Origin of the sequence: Mycobacterium sp. NPDC051804, from assembly GCF_044452905.1 — a bacterium.
Lineage (GTDB): Bacteria > Actinomycetota > Actinomycetes > Mycobacteriales > Mycobacteriaceae > Mycobacterium.
In genome coordinates this window covers 501,532-528,162 of the sequence record NZ_JBITCD010000002.1, presented here as the reverse complement: position 1 = coordinate 528,162, position 26,631 = coordinate 501,532, and the positions used below count along the sequence as shown (strand labels likewise).

General features: G+C 63.6%; 23 protein-coding genes and 1 pseudogene. 18 read left to right on the top strand and 6 right to left on the bottom strand.

Annotation, left to right across the window (positions count from 1 at the left end; genetic code table 11):
- The first annotated feature begins 4 nt into the window (after positions 1 to 4).
- Complete coding sequence (locus tag ACIA48_RS08280; RefSeq protein ID WP_396729587.1) at positions 5 to 871, top strand: SDR family oxidoreductase; 867 nt, start codon at positions 5 to 7, stop codon at positions 869 to 871.
- A gap of 3 nt (positions 872 to 874) precedes the next feature.
- Here ACIA48_RS08280 and ACIA48_RS08275 read toward each other — a convergent pair whose 3' ends face one another.
- The 3 genes from ACIA48_RS08275 to ACIA48_RS08265 are packed head-to-tail and all read right to left on the bottom strand — an operon-like array spanning position 875 to position 3,756.
- On the bottom strand, positions 875 to 2,056 hold the full coding sequence (locus ACIA48_RS08275; RefSeq protein WP_396729585.1) for an AAA family ATPase: 1,182 nt from the start codon (positions 2,054 to 2,056) through the stop codon (positions 875 to 877).
- A gap of 51 nt (positions 2,057 to 2,107) precedes the next feature.
- Positions 2,108 to 3,154 (bottom strand): DNA polymerase IV, encoded by a 1,047-nt coding sequence (locus ACIA48_RS08270; RefSeq protein WP_396729583.1) that lies wholly within the window; start codon positions 3,152 to 3,154, stop codon positions 2,108 to 2,110.
- A 5-nt stretch (positions 3,155 to 3,159) separates the two neighbouring features.
- Positions 3,160 to 3,756, bottom strand: coding sequence for a helix-turn-helix domain-containing protein (locus tag ACIA48_RS08265; RefSeq protein ID WP_396729581.1), 597 nt, complete (start codon positions 3,754 to 3,756; stop codon positions 3,160 to 3,162).
- Positions 3,757 to 3,846: 90 nt separating this feature from the next.
- Between ACIA48_RS08265 and ACIA48_RS08260 the strand changes: the two genes are divergently transcribed.
- On the top strand, positions 3,847 to 4,398 hold the full coding sequence (locus ACIA48_RS08260) for an NAD(P)H-dependent oxidoreductase (RefSeq protein WP_396729578.1): 552 nt from the start codon (positions 3,847 to 3,849) through the stop codon (positions 4,396 to 4,398).
- A 2-nt stretch (positions 4,399 to 4,400) separates the two neighbouring features.
- On the opposite strand, the gene ACIA48_RS08255 is transcribed toward ACIA48_RS08260, so the two are convergent.
- Complete coding sequence (locus ACIA48_RS08255) at positions 4,401 to 5,624, bottom strand: alkane 1-monooxygenase (protein WP_396729575.1); 1,224 nt, start codon at positions 5,622 to 5,624, stop codon at positions 4,401 to 4,403.
- A 132-nt stretch (positions 5,625 to 5,756) separates the two neighbouring features.
- Here ACIA48_RS08255 and ACIA48_RS08250 point away from each other — a divergent pair, with 132 nt between their 5' ends.
- The 7 genes from ACIA48_RS08250 (at position 5,757) to ACIA48_RS08220 (ending at position 12,803) form a co-directional block, all read left to right on the top strand.
- Positions 5,757 to 5,954, top strand: a complete 198-nt coding sequence (locus ACIA48_RS08250) for a rubredoxin (protein ID WP_396730705.1) — start codon at positions 5,757 to 5,759, stop codon at positions 5,952 to 5,954.
- A 111-nt stretch (positions 5,955 to 6,065) separates the two neighbouring features.
- Entirely contained in the window at positions 6,066 to 7,685 is a 1,620-nt protein-coding gene (locus ACIA48_RS08245) for a GMC oxidoreductase (protein WP_396729573.1), read from the top strand.
- Between the two features lie 429 nt (positions 7,686 to 8,114).
- A complete protein-coding gene (locus ACIA48_RS08240; RefSeq protein ID WP_396729570.1) occupies positions 8,115 to 8,363 on the top strand; it encodes a redoxin NrdH in 249 nt (82 codons plus the stop codon).
- Positions 8,364 to 8,394: 31 nt separating this feature from the next.
- Complete coding sequence (gene nrdI / locus ACIA48_RS08235) at positions 8,395 to 8,838, top strand: class Ib ribonucleoside-diphosphate reductase assembly flavoprotein NrdI (RefSeq protein ID WP_396729567.1); 444 nt, start codon at positions 8,395 to 8,397, stop codon at positions 8,836 to 8,838.
- On the top strand, positions 8,805 to 10,973 hold the full coding sequence (nrdE, locus tag ACIA48_RS08230) for a class 1b ribonucleoside-diphosphate reductase subunit alpha (protein ID WP_396729564.1): 2,169 nt from the start codon (positions 8,805 to 8,807) through the stop codon (positions 10,971 to 10,973). The genes nrdI and nrdE overlap by 34 nt, the downstream gene beginning before the upstream one ends.
- 345 nt (positions 10,974 to 11,318) lie before the next feature.
- Positions 11,319 to 12,116, top strand: a complete 798-nt coding sequence (locus tag ACIA48_RS08225; RefSeq protein ID WP_396729561.1) for a methyltransferase domain-containing protein — start codon at positions 11,319 to 11,321, stop codon at positions 12,114 to 12,116.
- Between the two features lie 12 nt (positions 12,117 to 12,128).
- The gene (locus ACIA48_RS08220) at positions 12,129 to 12,803 is read left to right on the top strand and encodes an ArsR family transcriptional regulator (RefSeq protein ID WP_396729558.1); all 675 of its coding nucleotides are present in this window, start codon (positions 12,129 to 12,131) and stop codon (positions 12,801 to 12,803) included.
- 135 nt (positions 12,804 to 12,938) lie between these two features.
- Here ACIA48_RS08220 and ACIA48_RS08215 read toward each other — a convergent pair whose 3' ends face one another.
- Entirely contained in the window at positions 12,939 to 13,313 is a 375-nt protein-coding gene (locus ACIA48_RS08215) for a DUF5997 family protein (protein WP_396729556.1), read from the bottom strand.
- Between the two features lie 28 nt (positions 13,314 to 13,341).
- On the opposite strand from ACIA48_RS08215, the gene ACIA48_RS08210 reads away from it, so the two are divergent.
- Positions 13,342 to 14,055: a LysR family substrate-binding domain-containing protein gene (locus ACIA48_RS08210; protein WP_396729554.1), complete on the top strand. Its 714-nt coding sequence runs from the start codon at positions 13,342 to 13,344 to the stop codon at positions 14,053 to 14,055.
- 69 nt (positions 14,056 to 14,124) lie between these two features.
- Here the strand turns inward: ACIA48_RS08210 and ACIA48_RS08205 are convergent, their stop codons facing one another.
- The gene (locus ACIA48_RS08205) at positions 14,125 to 15,309 is read right to left on the bottom strand and encodes an NAD(P)/FAD-dependent oxidoreductase (RefSeq protein WP_396729551.1); all 1,185 of its coding nucleotides are present in this window, start codon (positions 15,307 to 15,309) and stop codon (positions 14,125 to 14,127) included.
- Between the two features lie 151 nt (positions 15,310 to 15,460).
- Here ACIA48_RS08205 and ACIA48_RS08200 point away from each other — a divergent pair, with 151 nt between their 5' ends.
- The 8 genes and pseudogenes from ACIA48_RS08200 to ACIA48_RS08165 all read left to right on the top strand — a co-directional run bounded on the left by ACIA48_RS08200 (position 15,461) and on the right by ACIA48_RS08165 (position 26,603).
- Entirely contained in the window at positions 15,461 to 16,201 is a 741-nt protein-coding gene (locus ACIA48_RS08200) for a TetR/AcrR family transcriptional regulator (protein WP_396729549.1), read from the top strand.
- A 53-nt stretch (positions 16,202 to 16,254) separates the two neighbouring features.
- Positions 16,255 to 17,001: a hypothetical protein gene (locus ACIA48_RS08195; protein ID WP_396729547.1), complete on the top strand. Its 747-nt coding sequence runs from the start codon at positions 16,255 to 16,257 to the stop codon at positions 16,999 to 17,001.
- A 126-nt stretch (positions 17,002 to 17,127) separates the two neighbouring features.
- Positions 17,128 to 18,648, top strand: a complete 1,521-nt coding sequence (locus ACIA48_RS08190; RefSeq protein ID WP_396729545.1) for a flavin-containing monooxygenase — start codon at positions 17,128 to 17,130, stop codon at positions 18,646 to 18,648.
- Positions 18,649 to 18,784: 136 nt separating this feature from the next.
- Positions 18,785 to 19,747 carry a class 1b ribonucleoside-diphosphate reductase subunit beta gene (nrdF, locus tag ACIA48_RS08185; RefSeq protein WP_396729544.1) on the top strand — a complete coding sequence of 321 codons (963 nt, stop codon included), beginning with the start codon at positions 18,785 to 18,787 and terminating at the stop codon, positions 19,745 to 19,747.
- A gap of 556 nt (positions 19,748 to 20,303) precedes the next feature.
- Entirely contained in the window at positions 20,304 to 21,800 is a 1,497-nt protein-coding gene (locus ACIA48_RS08180; protein ID WP_396729542.1) for an adenylate/guanylate cyclase domain-containing protein, read from the top strand.
- A 48-nt stretch (positions 21,801 to 21,848) separates the two neighbouring features.
- Positions 21,849 to 24,521, top strand: coding sequence for an ATP-binding protein (locus tag ACIA48_RS08175; RefSeq protein ID WP_396729539.1), 2,673 nt, complete (start codon positions 21,849 to 21,851; stop codon positions 24,519 to 24,521).
- Positions 24,522 to 24,924: 403 nt separating this feature from the next.
- Positions 24,925 to 25,014 (top strand): annotated as a pseudogene (locus ACIA48_RS08170) (hypothetical protein); the annotation flags it as partial.
- An 80-nt stretch (positions 25,015 to 25,094) separates the two neighbouring features.
- On the top strand, positions 25,095 to 26,603 hold the full coding sequence (locus tag ACIA48_RS08165; RefSeq protein WP_396729537.1) for an adenylate/guanylate cyclase domain-containing protein: 1,509 nt from the start codon (positions 25,095 to 25,097) through the stop codon (positions 26,601 to 26,603).
- Positions 26,604 to 26,631: the final 28 nt, after the last annotated feature.

Below are 26,631 nucleotides of genomic sequence, written 5' to 3'. Positions count from 1 at the left end.
GGCCATGGCCTCTCAGGGGAGCTATTTCGCCGGCAAGCGTTGTCTTCTCACCGGGGCCGCCAGCGGCATCGGGCGCGCGACCGCGCTGAAACTGGCCGCAGAGGGCGCTCACCTCTATCTCACCGACCGTGACGCCGAAGGCCTGGAGCAGACCGTCGCCGACGCCCGCGCACTAGGTGGCGTGGTTCATGTGCACCGAGCGTTCGACATCTCCGACTACGAGGCCGTCGACCACTTCGCCGCTGACGTCCACGCCGATCACCTGGCTATGGATGTGGTGATGAACATCGCGGGCGTATCGGCCTGGGGCACGGTCTCCACGCTCACGCACCAGCATTGGAAGTCGATGATCGACATCAACCTGATGGGTCCGATCCACATCATCGAGTCGTTCGTGCCGCCGATGGTCGCCGCCGGCCGAGGCGGCCATCTGGTCAACGTGTCGTCGGCCGCGGGCCTGGTCGCCCTGCCGTGGCACGCCGCCTACAGTGCTAGCAAATACGGGCTGCGCGGCCTTTCCGAGGTGCTGCGATTCGACCTCGCACGGCACCGCATCGGTGTGTCTGTCGTCGTGCCGGGAGCGGTGAAAACCCCACTGGTGCAGACAATCCAGATTGCGGGTGTGGACCGCGAGGATCCCAGCGTCCAACGGTGGACCAACCGATTCAGCGGCCACGCGGTGTCGCCGGAGCATGTCGCCGATCGCATCCTGCGCGGCGTTGGCCGAAACCGGTTCCTCATCTACACATCGCCGGACATCCGGGCGCTGTACATGTTCAAGCGCACGATGTGGTGGCCCTACAGCGTCGCGATGCGCCAGGTCAACGTGCTCTTCACGCGTGCGCTTCGCCCGAAGACTAAATCCGGCTGACGGCTAGCGCTTTCCCCAGTCCCATGCGGGAGCTGTGAGCGGGGTCAGACCGTCGACACGTGTCTCGCCGAGATCCTTGTACAACTTGACCTGGATCGCGTCACTGTCGGCGTGCTCGACCGGACTCGCGTCGAGATGCTCCAGCAGCGCATTCGAATGCGTGACGACGACGACCTGCGTGGCGCCTGCCGCCGCGCGGATCAACGACGCGAGTGGCCGGACCAGATCGGGGTGCAGCGACGTCTCCGGTTCGTTGAGCACCATCAATGACGGTAGCTGGGGACTCAACAGCGCGGCAGCCCACAGCAGGAAACGCAGTGTGCCGTCGGATAATTCGGTAGCTCGTAGCGGGCGCAGCATACCCGGCTGCTGCAGTTGAAGATCGAACAGCCCATCGTGTACTGCGACCGAAACCGTCGCGCCGTCGAACGCGTCGGCGACCGCGCGGTGCAGGTCGTCGAAGCCGGCTTCGATGATCGTTTGGATGGCGGCCGCCAGATCTCTGCCGTCGTCGGCCAGCACCGGTGTCCTGGTGCCCACGCGGCGCAGTCGCGACGGCGCCCCGGCGTCCACCCGGAAGCCGTCGTAGAAGCGCCAGCTGCGGAGTCGGTCGCGGACCGCGGCAAGCTCTGGGTGCGCACCTGGATGGGCATACTCGGAGAGCACACTGCGGTACGCCGGTAGCGCCTGGGTGACCTTGTCGAAACCGCGTCCGGATTCCGAACTCGCTTCGACGTACTCCCGGGTGCGACGCACCAACGTCGAACCGGATCGCATCACCGGTCCGACGAACACCGCCTCGCGCTTCATCTCTGGGTCGCGGGTGAACAGCGACCGGTGGCCGGCCATCTGCGGCAGTCCGAGGTCGACCAGATAGCCGAAGTCATCGGACGCGAATCCGAGCTCGAGCGAAACGGGTCTGGTTCGCGCGGTGCCCTCGACCCGCCCGGTGCGTCGTGCGCCGCCGAGCTGTTCTGGACCCGCCCACAGCACCGACTCCAGGCCGCCTTCGGCTGCCAACGAGCCGATCACCTCACCGCGGCCGCAGTCCGCGAGCAGCCGAAGCGATCGGTACAGCGAGGACTTGCCCGTGCCGTTGGCGCCGGTGATGACCGTCAGTCCGGCCAGGGGGAGCACCACGTCACGTAGCGACCGGTATCCGCGGATCGCGACCGTCTGCAGCATGGTGGCAGCGTATTGGGCAGGTGTGACGTCGGGCGGCACGGTGGGCGTGATCTAGTAGCCGCCTTCGGGTGTGGCCAGCTCGAGCCGCACGCCGAGCAGGCGGATCGGGCGGTCCAGTTCGAATTGATGCAGCAGGTCCAGCGCGGTGTCGACGATCGTCTGTTCGTCGTTGCCCGCCGACGGCAGCTTCCGAATCTTGGTGCGAGTGAAGAAGGTCTTGGTGCGGACCGTCACCGCCACTCGGGTCACGGTGCGGCCCTGACCGACGATCTCGGCAAGCGTCACCTTCGCGAGTTCGACTACCGCCGAATCGATTTCAGTGGGGTCGGTCAGGTCCTGGGGAAATGTGGTCACATGGCTGCGCGAGCGCGGAACCCATGGTTGTGCGCTGACCTCGGTGTCGCCGCCACCTTTGGCAAGCAGCAGAATCCACAGTCCGGTCGTCGGGCCGAAGGTCGACGTCAGCAGCTGCGCGTCGGTGGCGGCGAGGTCGGCGACGGTGGTGATGCCCATACCCGCAAGCTTTTTCGCCGTCTTGGGCCCGACGCCCCACAGGGCGTCGACATCGCGGTCACCCATCACGGCCATCCAGTTGTCCTCGGTCAGGGAGTAGATCCCCGCCGGCTTACCGAAACCCGTGGCGACCTTGGCGCGCTGCTTGTTGTCGCTGATACCAACCGAACACGACAGCCCGGTCCTCGCGGCCACGACCTCACGAATCTGTTTCGCCAGTTTGAACGGATCGACCGAATCGTCGGTGCCGACGTAGGCCTCATCCCAACCCCACACCTCGACGGGATGGCCGAAGTCGCGCAGCAGGCTCATAACCTCTTCGGAGGCTTCGTCATAGGCGTCGGTGTCCAGCGGCAGAAACGTCGCGTCGGGGCACTTGCGTGCGGCGGTTCGAAGCGGCATCCCAGCATGTACGCCGAACGCGCGTGCCGGATACGACGCGCAGGTGACGACTTTTCTGGGCTCGTCCGGATCGCCGTTACCGCCGACGATGACCGGCAGACCGGCGAGATCGGGGTTGCGTCGGACTTCGACCGCGGCCTGGAACTGATCGAGGTCGACGTGCAGGACCCAGCGCGGACTCATCGCGCTCAGGTGCCGCAGACCTTGCGCGCCAACGTGTCCCACGCGTCCCCCAGGCTCTTCAGGCTCTGGCCGCCCTCGGTGAGCTGGTGGTGCACGTAGTCGGCGTCGAGCAGCGCGAGCAGGGCGGTCGCTTGAGCGCCGAGATCACCCGTGGTGGCCGCATCTTCCAGCAGCACGGTGACGTGTCGGTGATGCAGCGTGGCTGGGGCGTTGAAACGCATCTGCGGGTCTCGGTTGGCGTCAGACAGCAGCGCCTGATGGGCTTTGACGAACTTCAGCCTGGCGCGGCCGTAGGCGAGCAGCCGTTCCAGCGGCGGCGCACCGGGTCCCAGTGGCGGCGGCCCAAAGAGAAAGGCCTGCTGCTGGACCTTCTCGTCCTCGTCGAGCAGGACGATCATCAGCCCCGCGCGGCTGCCGAAGCGGCGGAACAGTGTGCCCTTGCCCACACCCGCGGCAGCCGCGATGTCATCGGTGGTGACCGCGTCGGCGCCGCGTTCGGAGATGAGCCTGCGCGCGGCTTCCAGCAATAGCGTGCGGTTACGTGCGGCGTCGCCTCGTTCTTGCGGCGCCTCGTCGGAGATCGGCAGCGCATGCGGAGGCATGTCACCACTTTAATTCAGAGGGATGAAATCGGACCAAGGTCCGGTTAAACAGTGCGAGGATCCATAGGGCGATCGAAAGGGTTTATGAACATGTCCGACATCAAGGTGCTCGTACTGGTCGGCAGTCTGCGCGCGGCGTCGGTCAATCGGCAGCTCGCTGAACTTGCCATCGAATCGGCTCCAGACGGTGCACGACTGGAGTTCTTCGACCGGTTGGGGGAGCTGCCGTTCTACAACGAGGACATCGACAACGGGGACGTAGAAAGCACCCCGGAGCCGGTTGCGGCGTTGCGGCAGGCCGCCGCCGACGCTGACGCCGCGCTGGTCGTCACGCCGGAGTACAACGGCAGCATTCCGGGCGTGTTGAAGAACGCGATCGACTGGCTGTCGCGGCCGTTCGGCAACGGTGCGCTGAAAGATAAGCCGCTGGCGGTGGTCGGCGCCGCGCTCGGCCAATACGGCGGGGTGTGGGCCCATGACGAGACGCGAAAGTCCTTCGGCATCGCGGGACCGCGGGTGATCGAGGACCTGAGTCTCTCGGTGCGCTCGACCGCATTCGACGGTAAGCATCCCCGCGAGAACACCGAGGTTGCCGACCAACTGCGTGACATCGTGGGCAAGCTGGTCGCCGAAGTCGGCTGAAACTACAGCGCCGGGCTCGCGTCACGCTGAGCACTGCGCCTACGAAGCTGTTCATAGCGCGGGCTCAATGCCGCGAGGTGCACCTGCCCGCCGTAGTGGTCGATGACACGCCAATCCATCATGCGCCGCCACAACGGCGGGATCATCGCGATCAGCATCATGGTGGCGTAGCCCGACGGCAGCTGCGGCGCCTCTTCGGCATGACGCAGTGTCTGGTATCGGCGCACCGGGTGGGCGTGATGGTCGGAGTGCCGCTGGAGATGGAACAGACACACGTTGGCGACGATCGTGTTGCTGTTCCAGCTGTGCCAGGCGCGCACGCGCTCGTAACGCCCGTCAGGACGCTTTTGTCGCCGAAGACCGTAGTGCTCGAGATAGTTGACGGTCTCCAGCATGCAGAAGCCGACTACCGCTTGGCCGATGAGCCACGGCAGCACAACGATTCCGAACCAGACGACCAGAATGACGAACAACACCAGGGTCAGCAGCCACGCGTTGAGCACGTCGTTGCGCAGACTCCAGTGCGTCGTTCCGATGCGTTCGAATCTCGCGCGTTCGAGTCGCCATGCCGATCGGACGCCGCCGGTCACCGATCGTGGGATGAACGCGTACAGCGATTCGCCGAGCCGCGAACTCGCGGGATCCTCGGCCGTGGCGACTCTGGCGTGGTGACCGCGGTTGTGCTCGACGAAGAAATGGCCGTAACCCGATTGAGCAAGCGCGAGCTTGCTCAGCCTGCGCTCCAAGCCGGCACGCCGGTGCCCGAGTTCGTGCGCCGTGCTGATCGCGATCCCGCCGACGATGCCGACGGTGAACATCAATCCGAGCTTGTCGGCGATTGACATGCTGACCCAGCCGCCGCCGGCCCATATCCAGCACGCAAAGAGCAATGAGAGATATTGGCCGGGCAGGCAGAGCATGGTGGTCCAGCGATAGAAGCGGTCGTTCTCCAGCCACGCCAAAGCGCTGTCGGGAGGGTTTTCGGCGTCGGCTCCGACCACGTGGTCGAGCACCGGCACGACGAAGAACGTCAGGATCGGACCGAACCACCAGAACAGCTCCCGGCCGGTCACCTGCACCAGGAACCACGACTCGGCGACAAGCAACGGCACGATCGGCGCCAGTAGCCAGAGATACCGCTTTCGGTCCCGCCAACCCTTGTTCGCGGTGACTTCGTGGTCGGACTCAGTGAGCCCGCGATGCTTGGTACGCGATGTCGGCTTCATCTCCTCCAAAAGTTGCTAGATCTGCTATCGCAAACTACAAAAGAAAGTTGATATATTCAACCTGTACCCAGAACTGCACGCGGTGTGGCGTCGAAAGTGACGGGCCCAGGTCGATGAAGGAGAGCGCTTGTGATGTCGGCGCAATGCCCCGAATGTGGCTACTTCTATGATGAACGCACAGGTAATCCGAGGGAAGGCTTTCCTCCGGGCACTCCGTGGGCTGCCGTACCGGACGATTGGAACTGCCCGGAATGCTGTGTTCGCGACAAACTCGACTTCATGATTTTTACTGACATCAGCAGCGACCGCGACCTAATTCGACACATGTAGAGAATGATGAAATCTTCGCCAAGATCGCACAGCGCCGACAATTTTCCGGTCCAGCGCGCAGCCGGGGCGCGGCACCGGCGTGTTGAGTCGACCCTCACGCGGAGGCGGTTCTTGGGAGCCTCGGCCGGGATCGTCGCGGGTGCCGCCGTCGGTGCTGGATTCCTTGATTTCCGGACGCCGCCGTCAGCCAAGAGCTCGCGGAGTCACTACCCGGCGATCGTGGTCGGTAGTGGTTACGGCGGAGGAGTTTCCGCGCTGCGGCTCGGGCAGGCCGGGATTCAGACCCTGATTCTGGAGAAGGGCAGACATTGGGACACGCCGGACGAGGACGGCAGACGGTTCACCCGCATGTTGCCCGCCGATACCCGTGCGGCCTGGTTCTCCGACGTTCCGCCGAGCCTCGTGCCGTCGTACATGGGCGTCTCCGTCGAAGACGTTGCCAAGAACAACCCGTCTCCGCAGCCGGTTCAGGCCGGCATCTGTGACAAGTCGGTGCACGGCGCGCACAGCGTGTTTCGTGGCATCGCTGTCGGCGGGGGATCGATGATCAACGCGGCGATCGCCGCGGTCCCGACTGCGGATCAGGTTCGCGCTGCGTTCCCCGACATCGCCGCCGAAGAATTCCTCGCCACCTACATCGGGCGGGCCACTGACATGCTGCGGATCAACCGCCGGGACATGAACTGGTTCGAGCAGACGCCCTACTTCCAATACGCTCGAGTGGGTCGCCAGTACGCGCAGGCCGCGGGCTACGGCGTGGATTACAACGCCAGCGCGTATTCCTTCGAATACATGAAACAGGAAGAAGCAGGCGAGGTTCCGCGCTCCGCACTGGACTTCGAGCAGCAGTACGGCAACAACTTCGGGCGGTTCGGCAGCGTTGACCAGACATACATCACCGCGGCTCTGGCGACGGGGTACGTGAAACTGCGCGCCCTGACCGAGGTCACCGGTGTCCGCCGTGAACCCTCCGGTGAGTACGTCGTGTCCGTCCGCGAGATCGACCGATGGGGGATCGAGGTCGCGCGCGACGAACTGGGTTGCGATCAGCTGTATCTGAGCGCCGGCGTGCTGGGCACCACGCAGATCCTGCTGCGGGCCCGCGAAACCGGAGCGCTACCGGATCTCAACGACGAGATCGGCCGGGGGTACGGCAACAACGGGGACGTCATGGTCTCGCACATGACCAGCGAGCCGACCGGCACCGAGCAGTCGCTGATGGGAATGATCAACGTCGATGGCCGCAACGACCCCGACAACCCGGTCTACGCCAGCGTCTTCTCGATCCCCCTGCCTGTCGAGACACACGCGCTCGGTTACTACGCGATGGTCAAGACCGACGACCGCGCGGACATCACGTACGACCGCGTCACCGATGCGATCACCATCGACTGGCCGGAAGGACACACCGAGCACCAGGCGGCCAGGGCCAAGAACGTCTTCGACCGGATCGTCGGCGCCAATGGTGTCGAGTACCGCGACGACATCTTCGACGGGAAGGTGTTCGCGCCCCATACGGTGCACCCACTCGGCGGGGTGGTGCGGGGTCGGGCCACCGACGCCTTCGGACGGGTCAAGGGCTACGACAACCTCTATGTCAACGACGCGTCGTTGATCCCTGGCTATATCGGTTGCAATCCCTTCATGTCGATCACCGCGCTCGCCGAGCGCAACATCGACGGGATTCTTCGCGGCCGTCGTTACGCCAACGACGCTGGACGGCTGTCGTAACCGCTTCGAGGGCTTTGCTGTTATGTCACTGTGACAGTTGGCGGTGGCTGAGCTGTCGGTGGCCGGTGGTAAACCTGTGCCGAAGGGCGACACACCCGCAAATGTGATGTGCGACACGCCGGTGGCTGTGATCGGCAAATGCTTACGACCTGGGAATTTCAAAAATGTTATTCAGAACATCTGGTATCCCTTCGGATTGTCGGACACTAGGTGTAGTGTTTCGAACACCGACAGACCCCCATAGTTTCCAAATCTCGACGGGTCGGCCGGAGGTCAGAAATCCACCGGTGTCGGCTCTTAGGCCCCACGGATCGCGGCCCCGGACGGCAGGAATTTCGAGGGCCTCCGGGCCGCTGAACCTAAGCGGTATGTAGTACCCGAGTAGTTGCCAGTCCCAGCGCAGTGCCTGTTGTAGAGGAGCCGTACCGAATGTCGCAGCCATCGATCACCGTGTACACCAAGCCCGCATGCGTGCAGTGCAACGCCACCTACAAGGCGCTGGACAAGCAGGGCGTCGCATACGAGAAGGTTGACATCAGCCTCGACAGCGAGGCCCGTGACTACGTCATGGCACTCGGCTACCTGCAGGCTCCGGTCGTCGTGGCGGGCAACGATCACTGGTCGGGCTTCCGGCCGGATCGCATCAAGGCGCTCGGCGCGGTCGCCGCCACCGCCTAGGGGTAACCAGACAGCAGAGAGGAGAAAACGAATGAGCAACCTCGTTTACTTCTCGAGCGTCTCGGAAAACACCCACCGCTTCGTTCAGAAGCTGGGTGTGCCCGCTACCCGGATCCCGCTGCACGGCCGCATCGAGGTCGACGAGCCCTACGTGCTCGTTCTGCCCACCTACGGCGGCGGTAAGGCGACACCCGATATCAACACTGGGGGCTATGTCCCCAAGCAGGTCATCGCGTTTCTCAACAACGAGCACAACCGGTCGTTGATCCGCGGCGTCATCGCCGCGGGCAACAACAACTTCGGTGAGGAATTCGCCTACGCCGGCAACGTGGTGTCCGCCAAGTGCCGCGTGCCCTACCTCTACCGCTTCGAACTAATGGGAACCCCTGACGACGTCGACGCCGTCCGTGTGGGTCTTGCTGACTTCTGGAAGGAACAGTCGTGCCACCAACCGTCACAGCTGCAGAGCCTGTAACCGCCCCGCCGGCCACCGCGGCCGGCGAGACCGATTACCACGCGCTCAACGCGATGCTGAATCTGTATGACGCAGACGGCAAGATCCAGTTCGACAAGGACCGTGAGGCAGCGCACCAGTACTTCCTGGAGCACGTCAACCAGAACACCGTGTTCTTTCATGATCAGGACGAGAAGCTCGACTACCTGATCAAGGAGAACTACTACGAGCGCGAGGTGCTGGACCAGTACTCGCGCAACTTCGTCAAGTCGTTGATCAGTCGCGCCTACGCGAAGAAGTTCCGGTTCCCGACGTTCCTCGGTGCGTTCAAGTACTACACCAGCTACACGCTGAAGACCTTTGACGGCAAGCGCTATCTCGAGCGCTTCGAGGACCGCGTCGTCATGGTGGCGCTGACGCTCGCCTCGGGCGACACGATCCTGGCCGAACGACTCGTCGACGAGATCATCGACGGCCGGTTCCAGCCGGCCACGCCGACGTTCCTGAACTCCGGTAAGAAGCAGCGCGGCGAGCCGGTCAGCTGCTTCCTGCTGCGCATCGAGGACAACATGGAGTCCATCGGGCGTTCCATCAACTCGGCGCTGCAGCTGTCGAAGCGTGGCGGCGGTGTCGCGTTGCTGCTGACCAACATTCGTGAGCATGGCGCACCGATCAAGAACATCGAGAACCAGAGCTCGGGCGTCATCCCCATCATGAAGTTGCTGGAGGACTCGTTCTCCTACGCCAATCAGCTCGGCGCACGTCAGGGTGCGGGTGCGGTGTACCTGCACGCGCACCATCCCGACATCTACCGCTTCCTGGACACCAAGCGTGAGAACGCCGACGAGAAGATCCGCATCAAGACGCTGTCGTTGGGTGTCGTGATCCCCGACATCACGTTCGAGCTGGCGAAGAAGAACGAGGACATGTACCTGTTCTCGCCCTACGACGTCGAGCGCGTGTACGGGCTGCCGTTCGCCGACATCTCGGTCACCGAGAAGTACTACGAGATGGTCGATGACGCGCGGATTCGTAAGACGAAGATCAAGGCGCGCGAGTTTTTCCAGACGCTGGCCGAGCTGCAGTTCGAGTCGGGCTATCCGTACATCATGTACGAGGACACGGTCAATCGAGCCAACCCGATCGACGGCAAGATCACCCACAGCAACCTGTGCTCGGAGATCCTGCAGGTGTCCACCCCGTCGGTGTTCAACGACGACCTGTCCTATTCCCAAGTGGGCAAGGATATCTCGTGCAATCTGGGCTCGATGAACATCGCCAAGACCATGGACTCGCCGGACTTCGCGCAGAGCATCGAGGTCGCGATCCGGGCATTGACCGCAGTGTCGGACCAGACGCACATCTGGTCGGTGCCGTCGATCGAGCAGGGCAACAACGACTCTCACGCAATCGGCCTGGGACAGATGAACCTGCACGGGTACCTGGCGCGGGAGCGCGTCCACTACGGCTCCGAAGAGGGTGTCGACTTCACCAACATCTACTTCTACACGGTGCTGTATCACGCGCTGCGAGCGTCGAACCGCATTGCGATCGAACGTGGCTCGCACTTCAAGGGTTTCGAGAAGTCGAAATACGCGTCGGGTGAGTTCTTCGACAAGTACACCGAGCAGGTGTGGGAACCGAAGACGGACCGCGTGAAGGAGCTGTTCGAGAAGGCCGGCATCCGGATCCCGACTCAGGAGGACTGGACGCGGCTCAAGGAGTCGGTGCAGAAGGACGGCATCTACAACCAGAATCTGCAGGCCGTGCCGCCGACGGGGTCGATCAGCTACATCAACAACTCGACGAGCTCCATCCACCCGGTGGCGAGCAGGATCGAGATCCGTAAGGAAGGCAAGATCGGCCGCGTCTACTACCCGGCGCCGTATCTGACGAACGACAACCTCGAGTACTACGAGGACGCGTACGAGATCGGCTACGAGAAGATCATCGACACCTACGCCGCGGCGACCGAGCATGTCGACCAGGGTTTGAGCCTGACGCTGTTCTTCAAGGACACCGCGACCACCCGCGACGTCAACAAGGCGCAGATCTACGCCTGGCGCAAGGGAATCAAGACGCTGTACTACATCCGGCTCCGCCAGATGGCGCTGGAGGGCACTGAGGTGGAGGGTTGCGTCAGCTGCATGCTGTAAGGCAGTGGTGCGCAATTGTTCAAAGGGTCGACTCGGACCTGACGCACTCCTAAGCTCGGTTCATGGCTGATCAAAAGCAGACCTATGACCCGAAGAAGGGCGGCAAGTTCGAGCCGACCACCAAGGCTCAGCCTGCCCCTGGCCCGCAAGTGGGCGACCACAACAAGAACAAGAAGAGGTAGCTCGCTTCTTTTCGTCGCCGAGTGTCCAGTTATTGCACGCTCGGAGGTCAAACCTGTCATGTAACTGGCCACTCGGCGTCCCCGGCGTCAAGGTAAGGGTTGCCTATCTCGCGCGTCGGCCCTACATTAACCGGAAATATATCCTCTAAATAGGAGCCGGTTGATGGCCGAATCCCTTCCGCTCGCCGAGCGGTCCGACGCCGACCTGCCGGGACACTGGCTGCTGGCCCGTCTGGGCAAGCGGGTGTTGCGTCCGGGTGGCCTCGAGCTGACGTCGCGGCTGCTGGCCGCCGCGGAAGTCGAGGGCGCCGACGTCGTCGAACTAGGCCCGGGTCTCGGTCGCACCGCCCGCGACATCGTCGCGCTGCACCCGCGGTCCTACGTTGGTGTCGACGACACCGCAGCCGCCACCGAGGCCGTGCGCGAAGTGGTGCGGCCCGTCCAAGGCCTGGTCGTCGTCGCCGACGCCGCGGTAACGGGACTCCCGGATGACAGCGCCGACGTTGTCGTCGGCGAGGCCATGTTGACGATGCAGGGGGATAAGGCCAAGCGCGCGATCATCGCCGAAGCGTTTAGGGTCCTGCGTCCCGGCGGCCGTTACGCCATCCACGAACTGGGCCTGTTGCCGGACTCGATGCCGCAGGAGACCAAGGACGACATCCGCCGCGACCTCGCGCGATCGATCAAAGTCAACGCGCGTCCCCTCACCGCCGCCGAATGGACACAACTGCTGGCCGACGCCGGATTTCAGGACATCACCATCGATTACGCACCCATGGCGTTGCTCAATCCGGCCCGCGTGCTGGCCGACGAAGGCTTCGTCGGCGCGTTGCGGATCGTCAAGAACATCGCCATCCGCGCCGCCGCCCGGCGGCGGGTCATCGGGATGCGGCGCACCTTTCACCGGTACCGGCGCTCACTGACCGCGATCGCTGCGGTCGGCGTCGTGCCGGTGTCATGACAGGATCGGGGTGTGCCCATACAGCACCAGGATCCGGACGCGCAGTCGGAACGCGCGGCCGGTCAGCAGCGGAGCAAGGTGCTCGGCCTGTTGCGGAGCGCTTCGGGTCCCGTCGACGCGCAACATGTTGCGGACACACTGCGAATCCACGTCACCACGGCGCGTTTTCATCTGACGACGCTGGAAGACCAGGGATACATCCGACGCGGCGGCGGAACGAAAGGCGGTCGCGCCGGACGGCCGCGGCTCACCTACGAGGTGGCTCCGAAGCTGGACTACGCGGATATCGTGTCGCTCTTCGCCGCCCACCTGGGTGGTACCCCGGAGGAACGCGAACAGCGGGGCTTGCGCATTGGCGCCGACCTCGCCCATCGGGTCCGACTGGCGCGCAAGCGAGACGAGACGACGATCGCCGATCTGGTGGTGGCGACGTTGGGCGAGTTGGGTTTTCAGGTGCGCTCGGTGCTGAACTCGTTCGGCGAGGTGACGGTTCAGATCTGCACGTGCCCGCTGGCCGAGGTTGCGCAGACGGCCCCGGAGGTCGTCCGCGGCATCCAGCAGGGACTGATTCAAGAGGTGATCGACCTCAACGCCGACGTAATCGGCGCTCGGTATCGCGCGGCCGTCACCCCGGATCCGCGCGCAGGGTCTTGCGAGGTCAGTCTGGTGCTACGTCCCGGCGCCTGAGTCCCGACTCCGCAACGCTGTTGGTGCTCCGCCAAGCTCGGTAGGCAAAGCCCCGCCGAGTGTTGGGGTTTGTCACGCAATTCGACGGAGAACCGTGACACAAGCCAACACTCGCCGACCTAAGCACGTCGCCCGCTAACCTTCTGCGCGTAGCGCTTTCAGGCGTCGCTGCTCGCTGAGCACCGCTTGGTAGCTATCGCGTTCGGCGATCAGCCACGGCGGCTTGTCCTCGAGCAGTGCGTTGATCTGCTCGGTGGTCAGCGCATCCACGACGCCTCCCCGCGCAAGACCGGCGATCGAGACACCCAGCTTGGCTGCGACGAGGTTCTTCGGGTGCGGCCCATTTTTCCGAAGATCCTGAAGCCACTGAGGCGGGTCCGCCTGCAGGTCGGCGAGCTCGGAGCGGGTGATCGCGTTCTCCTGGAACTCCGTGGGCGTCGCGGGCAGGTACACGTCCAGCTTCTTCGCCGCCGTTGCGGGCTTCATGGACTGCGCGTTAGGCCTGCTCATGGGACCAGCGTATCGGTAGCCTGATGCGGTGCCCGACCGCTCGCTCACCCTCGGATACGTCCCCGGTGGGACGCCGGCGAAGTGGGCCCGCATCTGGGGGGAGCGGCACCCCGACGTTCCGCTGCGCCTGCGCACCGTCGCCGCGGCCGACGCGGCCGATGAAGTGAGAACCGGCACCGTCGACGTCGCGGTGCTCCGGCTGCCGGCTGACACAACTGGGCTGGCCGTTATCCCGCTATACGAAGAGACCGCAGTCGCCGTCGTGCCGACCGATCACATTCTCAGTGCAGCGGACGAGCTCACCGCCGCGGACCTCGAGGATGAGCCGGTCCTGCTCCCACTCGACCACGTCGTCGACTGGGCAGACGCTCCGGGGACTCGGGTGGATCACCGGCCCGAAACCACTGAGAGCGCAATAGAACTCGTCGCTGCAGGCATGGGCGCACTCATCGTCCCGCAATCGCTGGCGCGGCTGCACCACCGAAAAGACCTCACGTACCGCCCGATCGGCGATGCGCCCACCTGCGCGGTGGCGCTTGCTGTCCCCGAAGGGCCGCAGTCAGAGCTGATCGAGGACTTCATCGGGATTGTGCGAGGCCGCAAACCGGGTTCGTCGCGCGCACAGACGCAGCCGGCACCGAAACGCACGGCACGGGAGAAGACCCTCGCCAAGCAGGCCGCTCGCGCCGCAGCGGGCAAGGTGGCCCGCAAGCCGGGCCGGGCAGCGCGCGGTAAACGCTAGCCGCCGCGAGTGTCGGCTTTTGTCACGCGTTCTTGACCATTACCGCGACAACACCAAACACTCGGCGAGCTACTTCGTCGTGTGCTGCGGTCCTTGAGCCTTCTTGTACAGCGCCTTGAGCATCCGGTCGCGGAAAGCGGCGTTGTCGATGAGCTTCACACCGGCATTGGCCAGCCGCGGCTGGCCCAGCAGCTTATGGAAGTAGCGGCCGCGGCGATACTCGCGTCCCCAGGCGGCTTCCATGCGCTGCGCATAGTTGGTGAAGTCGTCGGGGCCGCCGTTCTGCAGCGCCGCGATCGCGCATTCGCCTGCGGCGAGCCCGGATTCGAGCGCCTTGGAGATGCCGGCGCCGGAAGCCGGCTTGCCCGCGCCCAGCGAGTCGCCGGTGAACAGCACGCCCGGACGCCACGGCGGCCACGCCGTGAAGCCCATAGGCAGTCGCCACGCCCGCACGCTCTTGTTCTTCTTCAGTTCCTCGATTGGCGGCAGTTCCCAATCGGCGGGCAGAGTGCGCAGGAACTCGCCGAGGAACTGGGTGGCGTTGATCGACTGCCAGTTCTTGTAGCTGTTGACGTAGCCGAGGCCGATGTTGAACACCCCGTTGCCCATCGGGAACACCCAGCCGTAGCCCGGCAGTTGGTCGCCCTGGAACGCCAGCTTCAGATAGATGTCGAGGCTGTCGGAGTCGGGTCGGTTGGCGTGCATCTCCGACCGGATAGCGATGGCCTGGTAACCGTTGTATTCCGAGTCGATCTTCAGCGCGCGCTTGATGGGGGAGTACGCGCCGTCGGCCGCGATGACCGCGTCGCCGAAGACCTTTTCGCCGCCCTTGATCGTCACACCGACCACGCGGCCGCTGGGATCGAGCTCGGGGCCCGTCACCTCGGCGCCCTGGCGGACCTCCGCGCCGGCGGACTCCGCGTGTTTCAGGAGCACGGTGTCGAGGTGCTCACGGCTGACGGTATGTCCGTGGTCGGGCATGCCGGGGCGCTTGGGAAACGACAGCTCCCATTCGCTGGGGCTGAATACCGTCACACGGTTGACCCGGTGATAGGTGGCGACCTCGTCAGCCAGCCCCATCTTCTGCAGGTAGCTCACGGCACGAGCGGTGAGCCCGTCACCGCAGGGCTTCGCGCGCGGGAACTCTGCCTTGTCCAGCACCAATACCTTGGCGCCGGTCTGCGCGGCCTGCCATGCAGCTGCCGAGCCAGAAGGCCCGCCACCTGCGATGATCAGGTCGTATCGCTGCGTCATGAATCTCGTCTCTTCGATCGGCTATCGCAGAGATAGTACCCAAGCTGAGGCCACGACTCTCGCCGAGGAAATTGCCCTAATACTTCGGTAATCATCGCGGCCCGGGCCTGGTCGGAGCAGGTCAGCGGTGTCCGGGCGGTACAGTGATCGGGTGCGACGAGGGTCCAGATCACATTCCAGCGCTGAGCCGGGTGTCAAAGTGGACGCCCGCAGTGAGCGTTGGCGTGAGCACCGGAAGAAGGTGCGATCGGAAATCGTCGACGCGGCTTTCCGCGCGATCGACGGCCTCGGACCCAACGTCAGCGTGCGGGAGATCGCCGAAGAGGCGGGGACCGCCAAGCCCAAGATCTATCGCCATTTCGCCGATAAGGCCGACTTGTTCTCCGAGATCGGTCAGCGAATGCGCGACATGTTGTGGGCGGCGATCATCCCGTCGGTCAACGTCCAGACCGACTCCGCGCGCCAGATCGTCGGCAGCGGCGTCCAGCACTATGTGGAACTCGTCGATCAACACCCGAACGTGGTGCGGTTCCTGCTGCAGGGTCGGTTCGCCGACCAGTCGGCCACGGCGATGACGACCGTCAACAAGGGCAGCGAAATCACCCTCGCCATCGCCGACATGATCAGCACCCAACTCGAAGACCTCGCGCCCGAACCGGAGGCGTTCGAGCTCGCCGCGTTCGCGATCTTCGGCACCGCGGCGTCGGCAACCGACTGGTGGCTTGGCGTCGATGACGACAACCCGCGGCGCATGCCGGCCGACAAGTTCATCGCGCACATGACGACGATCATGGTGGGTGCGATCAACGGCACCGCCGAACTGCTCGGCATCGAGATCGACGCCGACCAGCCGATTCACACCGCTGTGCGGCGGCAGCAACCCGTCGCCTGATTTGAGGCAGACGCCTCATGTCGTGAGGCGGTGTCGCCGAACATCATTGGCGCATGACAAAACAACTAACACCCCAAGATGCCGTGGCGGCCGTGCTGGCCGACCCGGTCCTGCCCCCCGGTGACGACGAGCGCTTCGTCGGATTCGGAATCATGGGTCTGCCGTTTGCCAATGGCCATTACCTGGCCATGCGACAGATCCCGGCGACGACGTTCGCACCGCCGTATGTGTCGGTGTGGCACCGTGATCCGTCCTGCAACTGGACGTTCTACGCCACCACACCCGGACAGCAAAGCTGCGCAAGGTATTTCAGCTCTGCCACGCCCAATGATGCCGTTCAGTGCGACATCGACGTCGCCTGGACGGGCCCGCACTCGGTGCGCATCGACATTCCCGACGTTCTGCACTGGAGTGTCGACCTGCAGTCCACCCGGGCGACTCGATTGATGAGCAAGATCAGCGGCCGGCTGTCTGAGCCGACGTGGACCAACCCGGTGATGCTGCGCCGGCTCGACCGCGTGGCCAGACGAACCCTCGACGTGGGTGAAGTGCGATTGACCGGTCGTGCGCCCAACGGCCAGTGCTACTCGATGGCCCCGAAACAGGTCTGGCTCATCGATGACTCCCGCGCTGTCCTGCGGGGTCGCGACCTGGGGACCAGCGGCCCGCTGCTCCGGCAAGCCCGCCTCGGCGACTTCCGGATGCCGCAGCGTGGGATCGGCATGGTCGGATCTGGCCATTTCGAGACCTTCGACCCGCACCGGCACCGCAGCGCCGAACGCGACGTGGTCTACGCCTGACGCCCGTCGCAACTCCTCGCCAACGTCGTGCGTTGACACCTTGGACCGCAATCCGGACACTAGCTAAAGTATCCGGTACCGGCGTTCCCAGGAAATGGGCCCACGACGATTGGCAGGGAGTCCAACATGACGATGGCGCAGGACACGCCAGAGGTGACAGCGGCCGAACCGGTGCACACCCGCGCGCTCATCATCGGCTCGGGGTTCTCCGGTCTGGGGATGGCTATCGCACTGCAGCAGCAGAACGTCGACTTCGTGATCCTGGAGAAGGCCGACGACATCGGCGGCACCTGGCGGGACAACACCTATCCGGGCTGCGCCTGCGACATCCCGTCGCACATGTACTCGTTCTCGTTCGAGCCCAAGCCCGACTGGACGCATATGTGGTCGTTTCAGCCCGAGATCCAGGACTACCTGCAGGGTGTGACGAACAAGTACGGGCTGCGGCGCTACATCCAGTTCAACTCCCACGTCGACCGGGCGCACTGGGACGACGAGGAAATGCGGTGGCACGCCTTCACGAAGGACGGCCGCGAGTTCGTGGCGCAGTTCCTCATCTCGGGCGCCGGGGGATTGCACATCCCGCTGATCCCGGAGTTCGAAGGGCTCGACGAATTCGAGGGTGCGGTCTTCCACTCGGCGGAGTGGGATCACAGCGTCGACCTGACCGGTAAGCGCGTCGCGGTGATCGGGACGGGTGCCAGCGCCATCCAGATCGTTCCCGAGATCGTGAAAGACGTTGCGGAGCTTCAGCTTTACCAACGCACGCCTGCGTGGGTGATGCCGCGGCCCAACAATCCGATCCCGCGGTGGTTGCGGCAGGTGTTCACCTACGTGCCGGGCACGCGTGCGGCGATGCGCGCCGGGATCTACTGGATTCACGAGGGCGTCGGATTTGCGATGACCAAGCAGCCGCGCCTGCTCAAGCTCGGTGAGCTGATGGGCAAGGCCAACATTCGGCGCTCCGTCAAGGATCCCGCGCTGCGCAAGAAGCTGACCCCGAACTATCGGGCGGGATGCAAGCGCATCCTCAACTCCGACACCTACTACAAAGGCATCGCGAACCCGAAGACGGAAGTCGTCACCGACGGCATCGCGCGGTTCACGAAGACCGGCATCGTCGCGAGCGACGGCACCGAGCGTGACGTCGACGTCGTGGTGTCCGCCACTGGCTTTCACGTCACCGACTCCTATACCTATGTCGATATCAAGGGGCCCCGTGGCGAAGACCTCATCGACCGGTGGAACCGTGAGGGTATGACCGCGCTACGCGGTATCACGATCGCCGACATGCCGAATCTGTTCTTCCTGCTCGGTCCGAACACCGCGCTGGGGCACAACTCCGTCGTGTTCATGATCGAGTCGCAGATCCGCTACGCGGCCCATGCGATCGCCGCCGTCGACAAGAAGGGCGCCCAGGCGCTGGCCCCGACTCGCGCCGCGCAGGACGCCTACAACAAGGAGTTGCAGCACGATCTCGCCGGCACGGTGTGGAACACCGGCGGTTGCCGCAGCTGGTACATGGACGAGCACGGGGTGAACCGGACGCTGTGGAGCGGGATGACGTGGCAGTACTGGCTGGCCACCCGCAGATTCGACGCTTCGGAGTACAACTTTCGCACCGCGGGCAGCCGCGCGTCGGTGTAGCCGCCGCGACACGCAAAGACAAGATGTTGTGTTGCGGTCGAAAGTCGGACCCCAGTTGTAGTGTTGAAGGCGCTATAGCAGCTCTATAGCCAAGTCCTAGAAGACCAGGTGAAACGGGGTTCTTGTGAGCGATGGCGTGAAACTGATTGACCGAGTCTCGGCCATCAACTGGAACCGCGTGCAGGACGAAAAAGACGCGGAGGTCTGGGATCGGCTGACCGGCAATTTCTGGTTGCCGGAGAAGGTCCCGGTGTCCAACGACATCCCGTCCTGGGGGACGCTGAACGACCACGAGAAACAGCTGACGATGCGGGTGTTCACCGGCCTGACGCTGCTCGACACCATCCAGGGCACCGTCGGCGCGGTCAGCCTGATTCCCGATGCGCTGACGCCGCACGAGGAAGCCGTCTACACCAATATTGCGTTCATGGAGTCGGTGCACGCGCGCAGCTACAGCAACATCTTCTCGACGCTGTGCTCGACGTCTGAGATCGACGATGCGTTCCGCTGGTCGGAGGAGAATCCGAACCTGCAGCGCAAGGCCGAGATCGTCATGCAGTACTACAAGGGTGACGAGCCGCTGAAGCGCAAGGTTGCCTCCACGCTGCTGGAGAGCTTCCTGTTCTACTCGGGCTTCTATCTGCCCATGTACTGGTCGAGCCGGGCCAAGCTGACCAACACCGCCGACATGATCCGGCTGATCATTCGCGACGAGGCTGTGCACGGCTACTACATCGGCTACAAGTTCCAGCGCGGGCTGGCCATGCAGGACGCCGCCGTGCAGGCCGAGCTCAAGGATTACACCTATGAGCTGCTCTTCGAGCTCTATGACAACGAGGTCGAGTACACCCAGGACCTGTACGACGAGGTCGGCCTGACCGAGGACGTCAAGAAGTTCCTGCGCTACAACGCCAACAAGGCGTTGATGAACCTCGGGTACGAGGCGCTGTTCCCGCGCGACGAGACCGACGTCAACCCGGCGATCCTGTCGGCGTTGAGCCCCAACGCCGACGAAAATCACGACTTCTTCTCGGGGTCGGGTTCCTCATACGTCATCGGCAAGGCCGTCGTTACCGAAGACGAGGACTGGGACTTCTAAAACACCAGGTCTCGGAGGCGCATCTTTCTTCTGGTTATGATCAGACGATCAATACTCCGCCGCCGTCCCGTAGGTAGCGCCTGAGGCTTTGTGCCCACATTTTGCCCACATTTCTCGACGGTGTGTCTTCGTCCGCCCCCAAAAAAACGTCGACAGAAGACGCGTCCCGGCAGTGGGCGCTGCACGGCTACAGATCCGTCGGCGATGACCACATTGCGCCGTTTGACCTTGACGATCCACATAGGCCAACAAAGGCGTTGTGGCTCGGAATCGCGGTCGGCCTTGGCGTGCTCGCCGTAGTCATCATCGTTGTCCTGATGTACACCGATGGAGTTATGTCGCAGTACATTTAGCGCAAGCCGCCCTGGCATGCGCAGCGCCAAATCGAAGCTCTGTAAGGCTCCGATGAAGGGCTGCGGGTCGTGTTGTCTCACAGCAGATGCAATGGGCGACTCTCGAATTTCGTCTCGAAACACTGGTCCGTCAGTCTGCTGAATCCGTGGCGGTGCTGGTCAATTCCGGCGGATTGATGTGGAGGGACGCTTAATCTCCCGGCATGGATGGCATCTACCAGTGGGCGTGGGATCGGCATGGAGCGCGGTATTCGTGGGCGATATGCGCGATCAGTTCTCCGTCGGTGTTGTTCTCGAATCTCTTCGGAACGTTTCTGATTGTCGCTATCGAGCATTCCGAGCACTACGCGGTGGCGGCGATTCTCCCAACATTGGCCGCGCCGGTGCTGGTGTACGTTGTGGTTCTTCCGGGCATACGCCAGGCGCGCATCGTGGAGCGATGGGCCGCCGGTTGCGACGTAGATCGGGCGGTGGCACTTGAAAGCTCTTATGCGTGGACCCGGGGGGCGACCGTTCGAGCGGTAGTTGCCAACACCGTTTGCGTCGCCGTGCTGGTAGTCGTTGTCGGTGCGATAGCCGGAGCGACCGATTCCCGACTTATTCAGTACGGAATCCTAGGTGCCGCCGTTGGAGCGGCAACTCAGCTGGCCGGTGAGCACAGCGGAACGGAAGCAGCGATGCGGCCGGTGCGGGTTGCCTTGACCGGTGATTCCGATATTGGTGACTCACTGCCCCGTGCTCGTCCGACTTTTGCTGCCTGGGCGGCCGTGTTGATGCTCGCGCTCATGTTCCTTAGCGCCGTAATGGCCGCGATGGTCGCGACCATCGTTGATCGTGCTCGCGAGACACCGCTCGTATTCGTCGTGATCGGATCTGCGCTGGTGCTAAGCGTCGGACTGCCGCTGGCCGTCGGCGCTTTGCTCTCACCGCTGTTGCAACCTATTCGCGACCTCGCCGAAGGAACCGAACGAGTAGCACTCGGTGACTACAGCCAGCGGATCCCGGTCGTTCAAGACGACGATCTGGGTGTCTTAGCGGCATCGTTTAACCGCATGCAAGCGGGTTTGGCTGAGCGGCAACGACTTCAGTCGGCGTTCGGCACCTACGTCGACCCCGCGTTGGCGGCACGGCTGCTTGAACAGGGTGACGATGTGTTCACCGGCGAGCGTCGCGAGGTGACGGTGATGTTCGTTGACATCCGCGATTTCACACCGTTCGCCGAAGCGAACCCTGCCGAGGATGTCGTGGCCCGACTCAACGCCTTGTTCGAGATCGTGGTGCCCGCCGTGGTCGACGCCGGTGGGCACGTCAACAAGTTCCTCGGCGACGGCGCACTGGCCGTGTTCGGCGCACCCAACGATCTTGCGGATCACGCTGACGCCGCGCTGAACGCTGCTGTGCTGATTCAACGTCTAGTCGCCGAGCGGTTCACCGGCGAGCTTCGTATCGGTGTCGGCATTAACAGCGGCACGGTCATCGCGGGAACCATCGGCGGTGGAAGCAAGTTGGAGTTCACGTTGATCGGCGACACCGTCAACGTCGCCGCCCGCGTCGAGCAGCTCACCAAGGCCACCGGCGACACGATCCTTATCACCAAGCAGGCCGTCGACGCCCTGACCTCTCGACCGCCAAGACTTGTGGACCGGGGATCGCATGCGCTGAAGGGGAAGTCAGCCGAGGTGCAGGTATTCGGTCTCTGAACGCGCAAATGTCGCCTTCACCTGCGGTTTCTATGAGATCCTGAGCGGGTGTCTGCGGGGGTGCCGCCGTCGGGGGTGGTGACCTTTCTGTTCACCGACGTGGAGGGGTCTACTCGTCGGTGGGAGGCCGACGCCGACAGCATGCGGGCGGCGCTGGCTGTGCATGACGAGGCGTTGCGGTCGGCCATCGAAGCCCACGGCGGATTCTTGTTCAAGCACACCGGTGACGGGGTGGTGGCAGCGTTCTCGTCGCCGAAGTCCGCAGTGGATGCCGCCGTGGCCGCCCAGCGGGCGTTGGAGCTGCCGGTGCGGATGGGCCTGGCCACCGGTGAAGCCGAACTGCGCGACGGGGACTATTTCGGTGCGGTACTGAACCGTGCAGCGCGGGTGATGGCCGCAGGGCACGGCGGCCAGGTCCTGCTGGCTGATTCGACCGCGGTTCTGCTCAGCGGCGTAGACCTCATCGATCTGGGGCCGAGACGGCTGCGAGATGTGCCGATGCCGGTCGGAGTGTTCCAGGTGCAAGCACCGCACTTGCAAGTCGAGTTTCCTCCATTGCGTGCGCTTGATACGACGCCGGGGAACCTGCGACCGGCGACAACCAGCTTGATCGGGCGCGAGTCCGAATTGGTTGAGCTTGCAGCGGTGGTTAAATCCCACCGGCTAGTGACGCTCACAGGAGTCGGTGGTGTTGGTAAGACGCGCCTGGCGATGGAGGTAGCCGGACGACTGGCCGATGAGTTCCCAGACGGGAGCTGGGTTTTCGAGCTGGCAGCCGTTGCCGACCCGGCAGCAGTACCCGACGCCGTGGCAGCAGTGCTGGGCATCAACCAACAACCCGGCAAGACGGTCAGCGAGTCGGTGGCCGCAGCGCTGGAGGGCCGTCTGCGGTTATTGGTGTTCGACAACTGCGAACATGTGCTTGACGCTGTCGCCAACCTGATCGAAGCGGTGATCACCCAGTCCGCGACCGTGAGGGTCTTAGCCACCAGTCGAGAGGGACTCGGTATCGCCCAAGAGCAGGTGTGGCCGGTTCCCTCGTTGGACCTGGATGAGGGAATCGACTGCGAAGCAGTCGATCTCTTTGTCGAACGCGCCCAGAGTGTTTCCCCCCGCTTCTCCATGGCTACGCCTGATGAGGCGGGTGCGGTGCTGGATATCTGCCAGCGTCTCGACGGTATCCCGCTGGCCATTGAACTGGCGGCCTCGCGGATGGCGTCGATGACGGCGGGCGACGTACGTGATCGTCTCGATCATTGCTTCCGGCTGCTCGTCAGCTCGCGACGCGGAGTGCAACGTCACCACACACTGCGCCACACGGTGGCCTGGTCCTACGATCTTCTCGACGACACCGAAACGATCGTGCTTAACCGCTGTTCGGTCTTCGCGGGCGGGTTCGACTTCCAAAGCGCCCGCGCAATAGTCGAATCGGATGGCCTCGACGAGTACGCAATCCTCGACGTCCTCGACGCTCTTGTGCGCAAGTCGCTGCTCGTGGCAGACCGATCCTCGGGACGAACTCGCTATTCGATGCTGGAAACGGTCCGTCAGTTCGCCGAGGAGCAACTCGTGGCCCGAGGCGACGCTACAAAGACACGCGCCGCGCATTCCCGTTACTTCGCCGGACGTGAAAAAGACATCCTCGCGCTCTGGGACAGTCCCCGACAGCAAGAGGCCTACGACTGGTTCACTACTGAGCTGGCCAATCTGCGCATCGCATTCCGGTGGGCAACCGATCAGGGCGACGTCGAAACCGCCGCCGCCATCGCTATTTATACGGCAGTTCTCGGCTTCGCCCGTGAAAACTATGAGCCGATCGCCTGGGCCGAAGAACTCATCGAACCCGCGAGTGCAATCGGTCATCGCCGCTGCGGAGCCCTGTATTCGATGGCGTCACAGTGCTTGTTTGCCGGGCGTATCGAGGCGGCCCTCCGCTACAGCGAAGCAGGGCAGGCACTTATCAACAACGGCGGCGGCGGCGAGGTGCCATTCGGCGCGGAAGGATTACTCGGTGTCGCGTACACAGCCGCCGGTCAGCCTGATCGGATGGTCGAGTGGTGCCGCGCACAAATCACACACGGTCGGGATACCCACACACTCACATGGTCCCTTCTGGCTGGCACACTGCTGCTGGCCGGTCGCACCGACGAGGCGGTGGCCGTCGCCTCCGGCCTGATCGAGGCCGCTGAGGCTACCCGTAATCCCTTCGTGCTCTCCTTCGCTCTCTACAACTACGGATTGGCGTTCCGCGAGGCTGATCCCCGCCGCGCGATGGAAGCCCGCCGCCGGGGGTTGGCGATCGCTCGCGAGAGCGGCAACCGCGGCAACGAGACCGCCTTGCTGGCCGGATTATCCCGGTTCGAGGCGCAGTACGGCGACCTGATTACTGCTTTCGATCACGCCTTCGTGGCCATCCGCAATTACCACGATTCCGGCAACACCACCATGATGGCCGTCCCGCTGGCCCTGGTCGCCGCTGTCTTCGACCGGCTTGGACGGCGTGTACCGGCGGCCACGATCGCCGGGTTCGCCTTCAGCCCGCTGATAGCGGCAGCGGTTCCCGAAATCACCGCCTCGATCAGCCATATGCGCGAGGTTCTCGGCGATCAGACCTACGAATCGCTCGCCCGCAAGGGTGAGGCGATGACTGCCGCCGAAATGGTGGCCTATGCCTACGACCAGATCGACCAGGCTCGAGCAGAACTGAGCGTCTCGAAATAGATCACTTTTGAGACAGAGCGCTCGGTCGCCTAGCAGGCCAGGTAGCACCAGGTCGTGGTGTCTCGAATGTTGGTCTCAGAAATACCTCGCGCGGAGAGAACTCTCCGTGAGCGAGTCCAGCTTGAGCAAGCAGGGACCGGAAGTACATCACTCCCAGGCGACAGGTCTGGTCGTAGCCTTCGATTGATTGTGCCCCCGCCACGTGATCACGCTAACTGTTCGCCCCGCGCCCGGGTCGCCGATCTCAGCGCGACAGGTGTGCCCTCTTCACGGATTCGCAAGTTGAGTGGCAAGCTGACTGCAAAATGACTACAAACCCTTGTCATTCACGGGTATCTCTTGAAAGGTCTTGTCAGCAGTATTTGCAGCCCAGGCAGGTTATCGAGTCATTGACATGGTCACCGACGAGAATCACGACTTCTTCTCGGGGTCGGGGTCCAGCTACGTCATCGGCAAGGCCGTCGTTACCGAAGACGAGGACTGGGACTTCTAAATCTGCTGCTGCGCCCTGAGGCCGTCGAGACGCTGGCGATTTCTGCCGGATTGAAGGGGAGCGACGCCTAGTCTCCCGGCATGGATCGCATTTGGCAGTGGGCTTGGGATCGGTACGGACCGAGGTACTCGTGGGTAGTCAACACAGTCCTCGTCGGCGCAGCCCTGCCGATCTACCTGGTCGTGTCATTTGTCGTGCTGGCATTCGAGGGGGCAGGGAAATACATCGAGGTGGCCGCCGTCACCGTAATTGCGGTGGTTGTGGTCGCATACGGTATGGGCCTTCCTGGTGTCGGCCCGCCGCGCATTGTTGAGCAGTGGGCTGGCGGACGTGACGTCGATCCGGAGATGGCGTTAGAGGCCAGTTATATCTGGGCGCGAAGGAGTGTTTCGCTAGGGGTAGCAAGCAACGTGATTCTTGCAGTCGTGCTCTCAGTTGGTGTCGGACTGATCGCCGGGGCGAACGGAGTGCGGCTCGTCCAGTACGGATTCCTGGTGGGAGCCATCGGAACTGGCTGCTTCTTGATCGCAGCGCACAGCTTCTTTGAAGGAGCACTGCGGCCCGTCAGGGTCTCCATTGCCGCTGAAACGGGGATCGGTGATTCCCTGCCCCGCTCTCGCCCGTCTTTTGCCGCGTGGTCGAACCTGGCGATACTCGCTGTCGCATTTGTGTTCGCCGTTGCGGGCGCGATGCTCGCAGCCGTTTTCGATCGGACTCGTGACATTCCGGTGCTAGCTGTCGCGATCGGATGCGCGATGACACTCGTTTTCGCATTGCCTATGACCGTCGCTGCCTCTTTTTCGCCGTCAATGCACCCCATTCGGGACCTAGCTGCGGGAACTCAACGTGTAGCGGCAGGCGACTACTCTAAGCGCGTCCCGGTAGTACAGGACGATGACCTCGGCGCATTGGCGGCGTCTTTCAACCGGATGCAGGCGGGACTCGCTGAGCGGCAACGGCTTCAGGTCGCGTTCGGCACCTATGTCGATCCCGCTCTCGCGACAAAGCTGCTTGAGCAGGGTGATGACGTGTTCACCGGGGAGCGTCGCGAGGTGACGGTGATGTTCGTCGACATCCGCGACTTCACCCCCTTCGCCGAAGCCAACGCTGCCGAGGATGTCGTCGCCCGGCTCAATGCCTTATTCGAAATCGTCGTGCCCGCCGTGGTCGATGCGGGTGGGCATGTCAACAAGTTCCTCGGCGACGGAGCACTGGCTGTCTTCGGCGCTCCCAATGACCTTCCGCATCACGCCGATGCTGCGCTAGGTGCTGCTGTGCTGATCCAGCGTCTGGTCGCTGAGCGTTTCGGAAGCGAGTTGCGGATTGGTATCGGCATCAACAGTGGAACAGTGATCGCGGGAACCATCGGCGGCGGCAGCAAGCTGGAGTTCACCCTGATCGGCGACACCGTCAACGTCGCCGCCCGCGTCGAGCAGTTCACTAAGACCACAGGCGACACCACCCTTGTCACCGAGCAGTCCGCCGACGCTTTGACTGCTCGACCGCCCTTTCTCGTCGATCGGGGATCGCATGCGCTGAAGGGGAAGTCAGAGGCCGTACGGGTCTTCGGCCTGTCGCCCGAAGGCTGACAACCAACATGCGGCGTTGTGTGTGTGG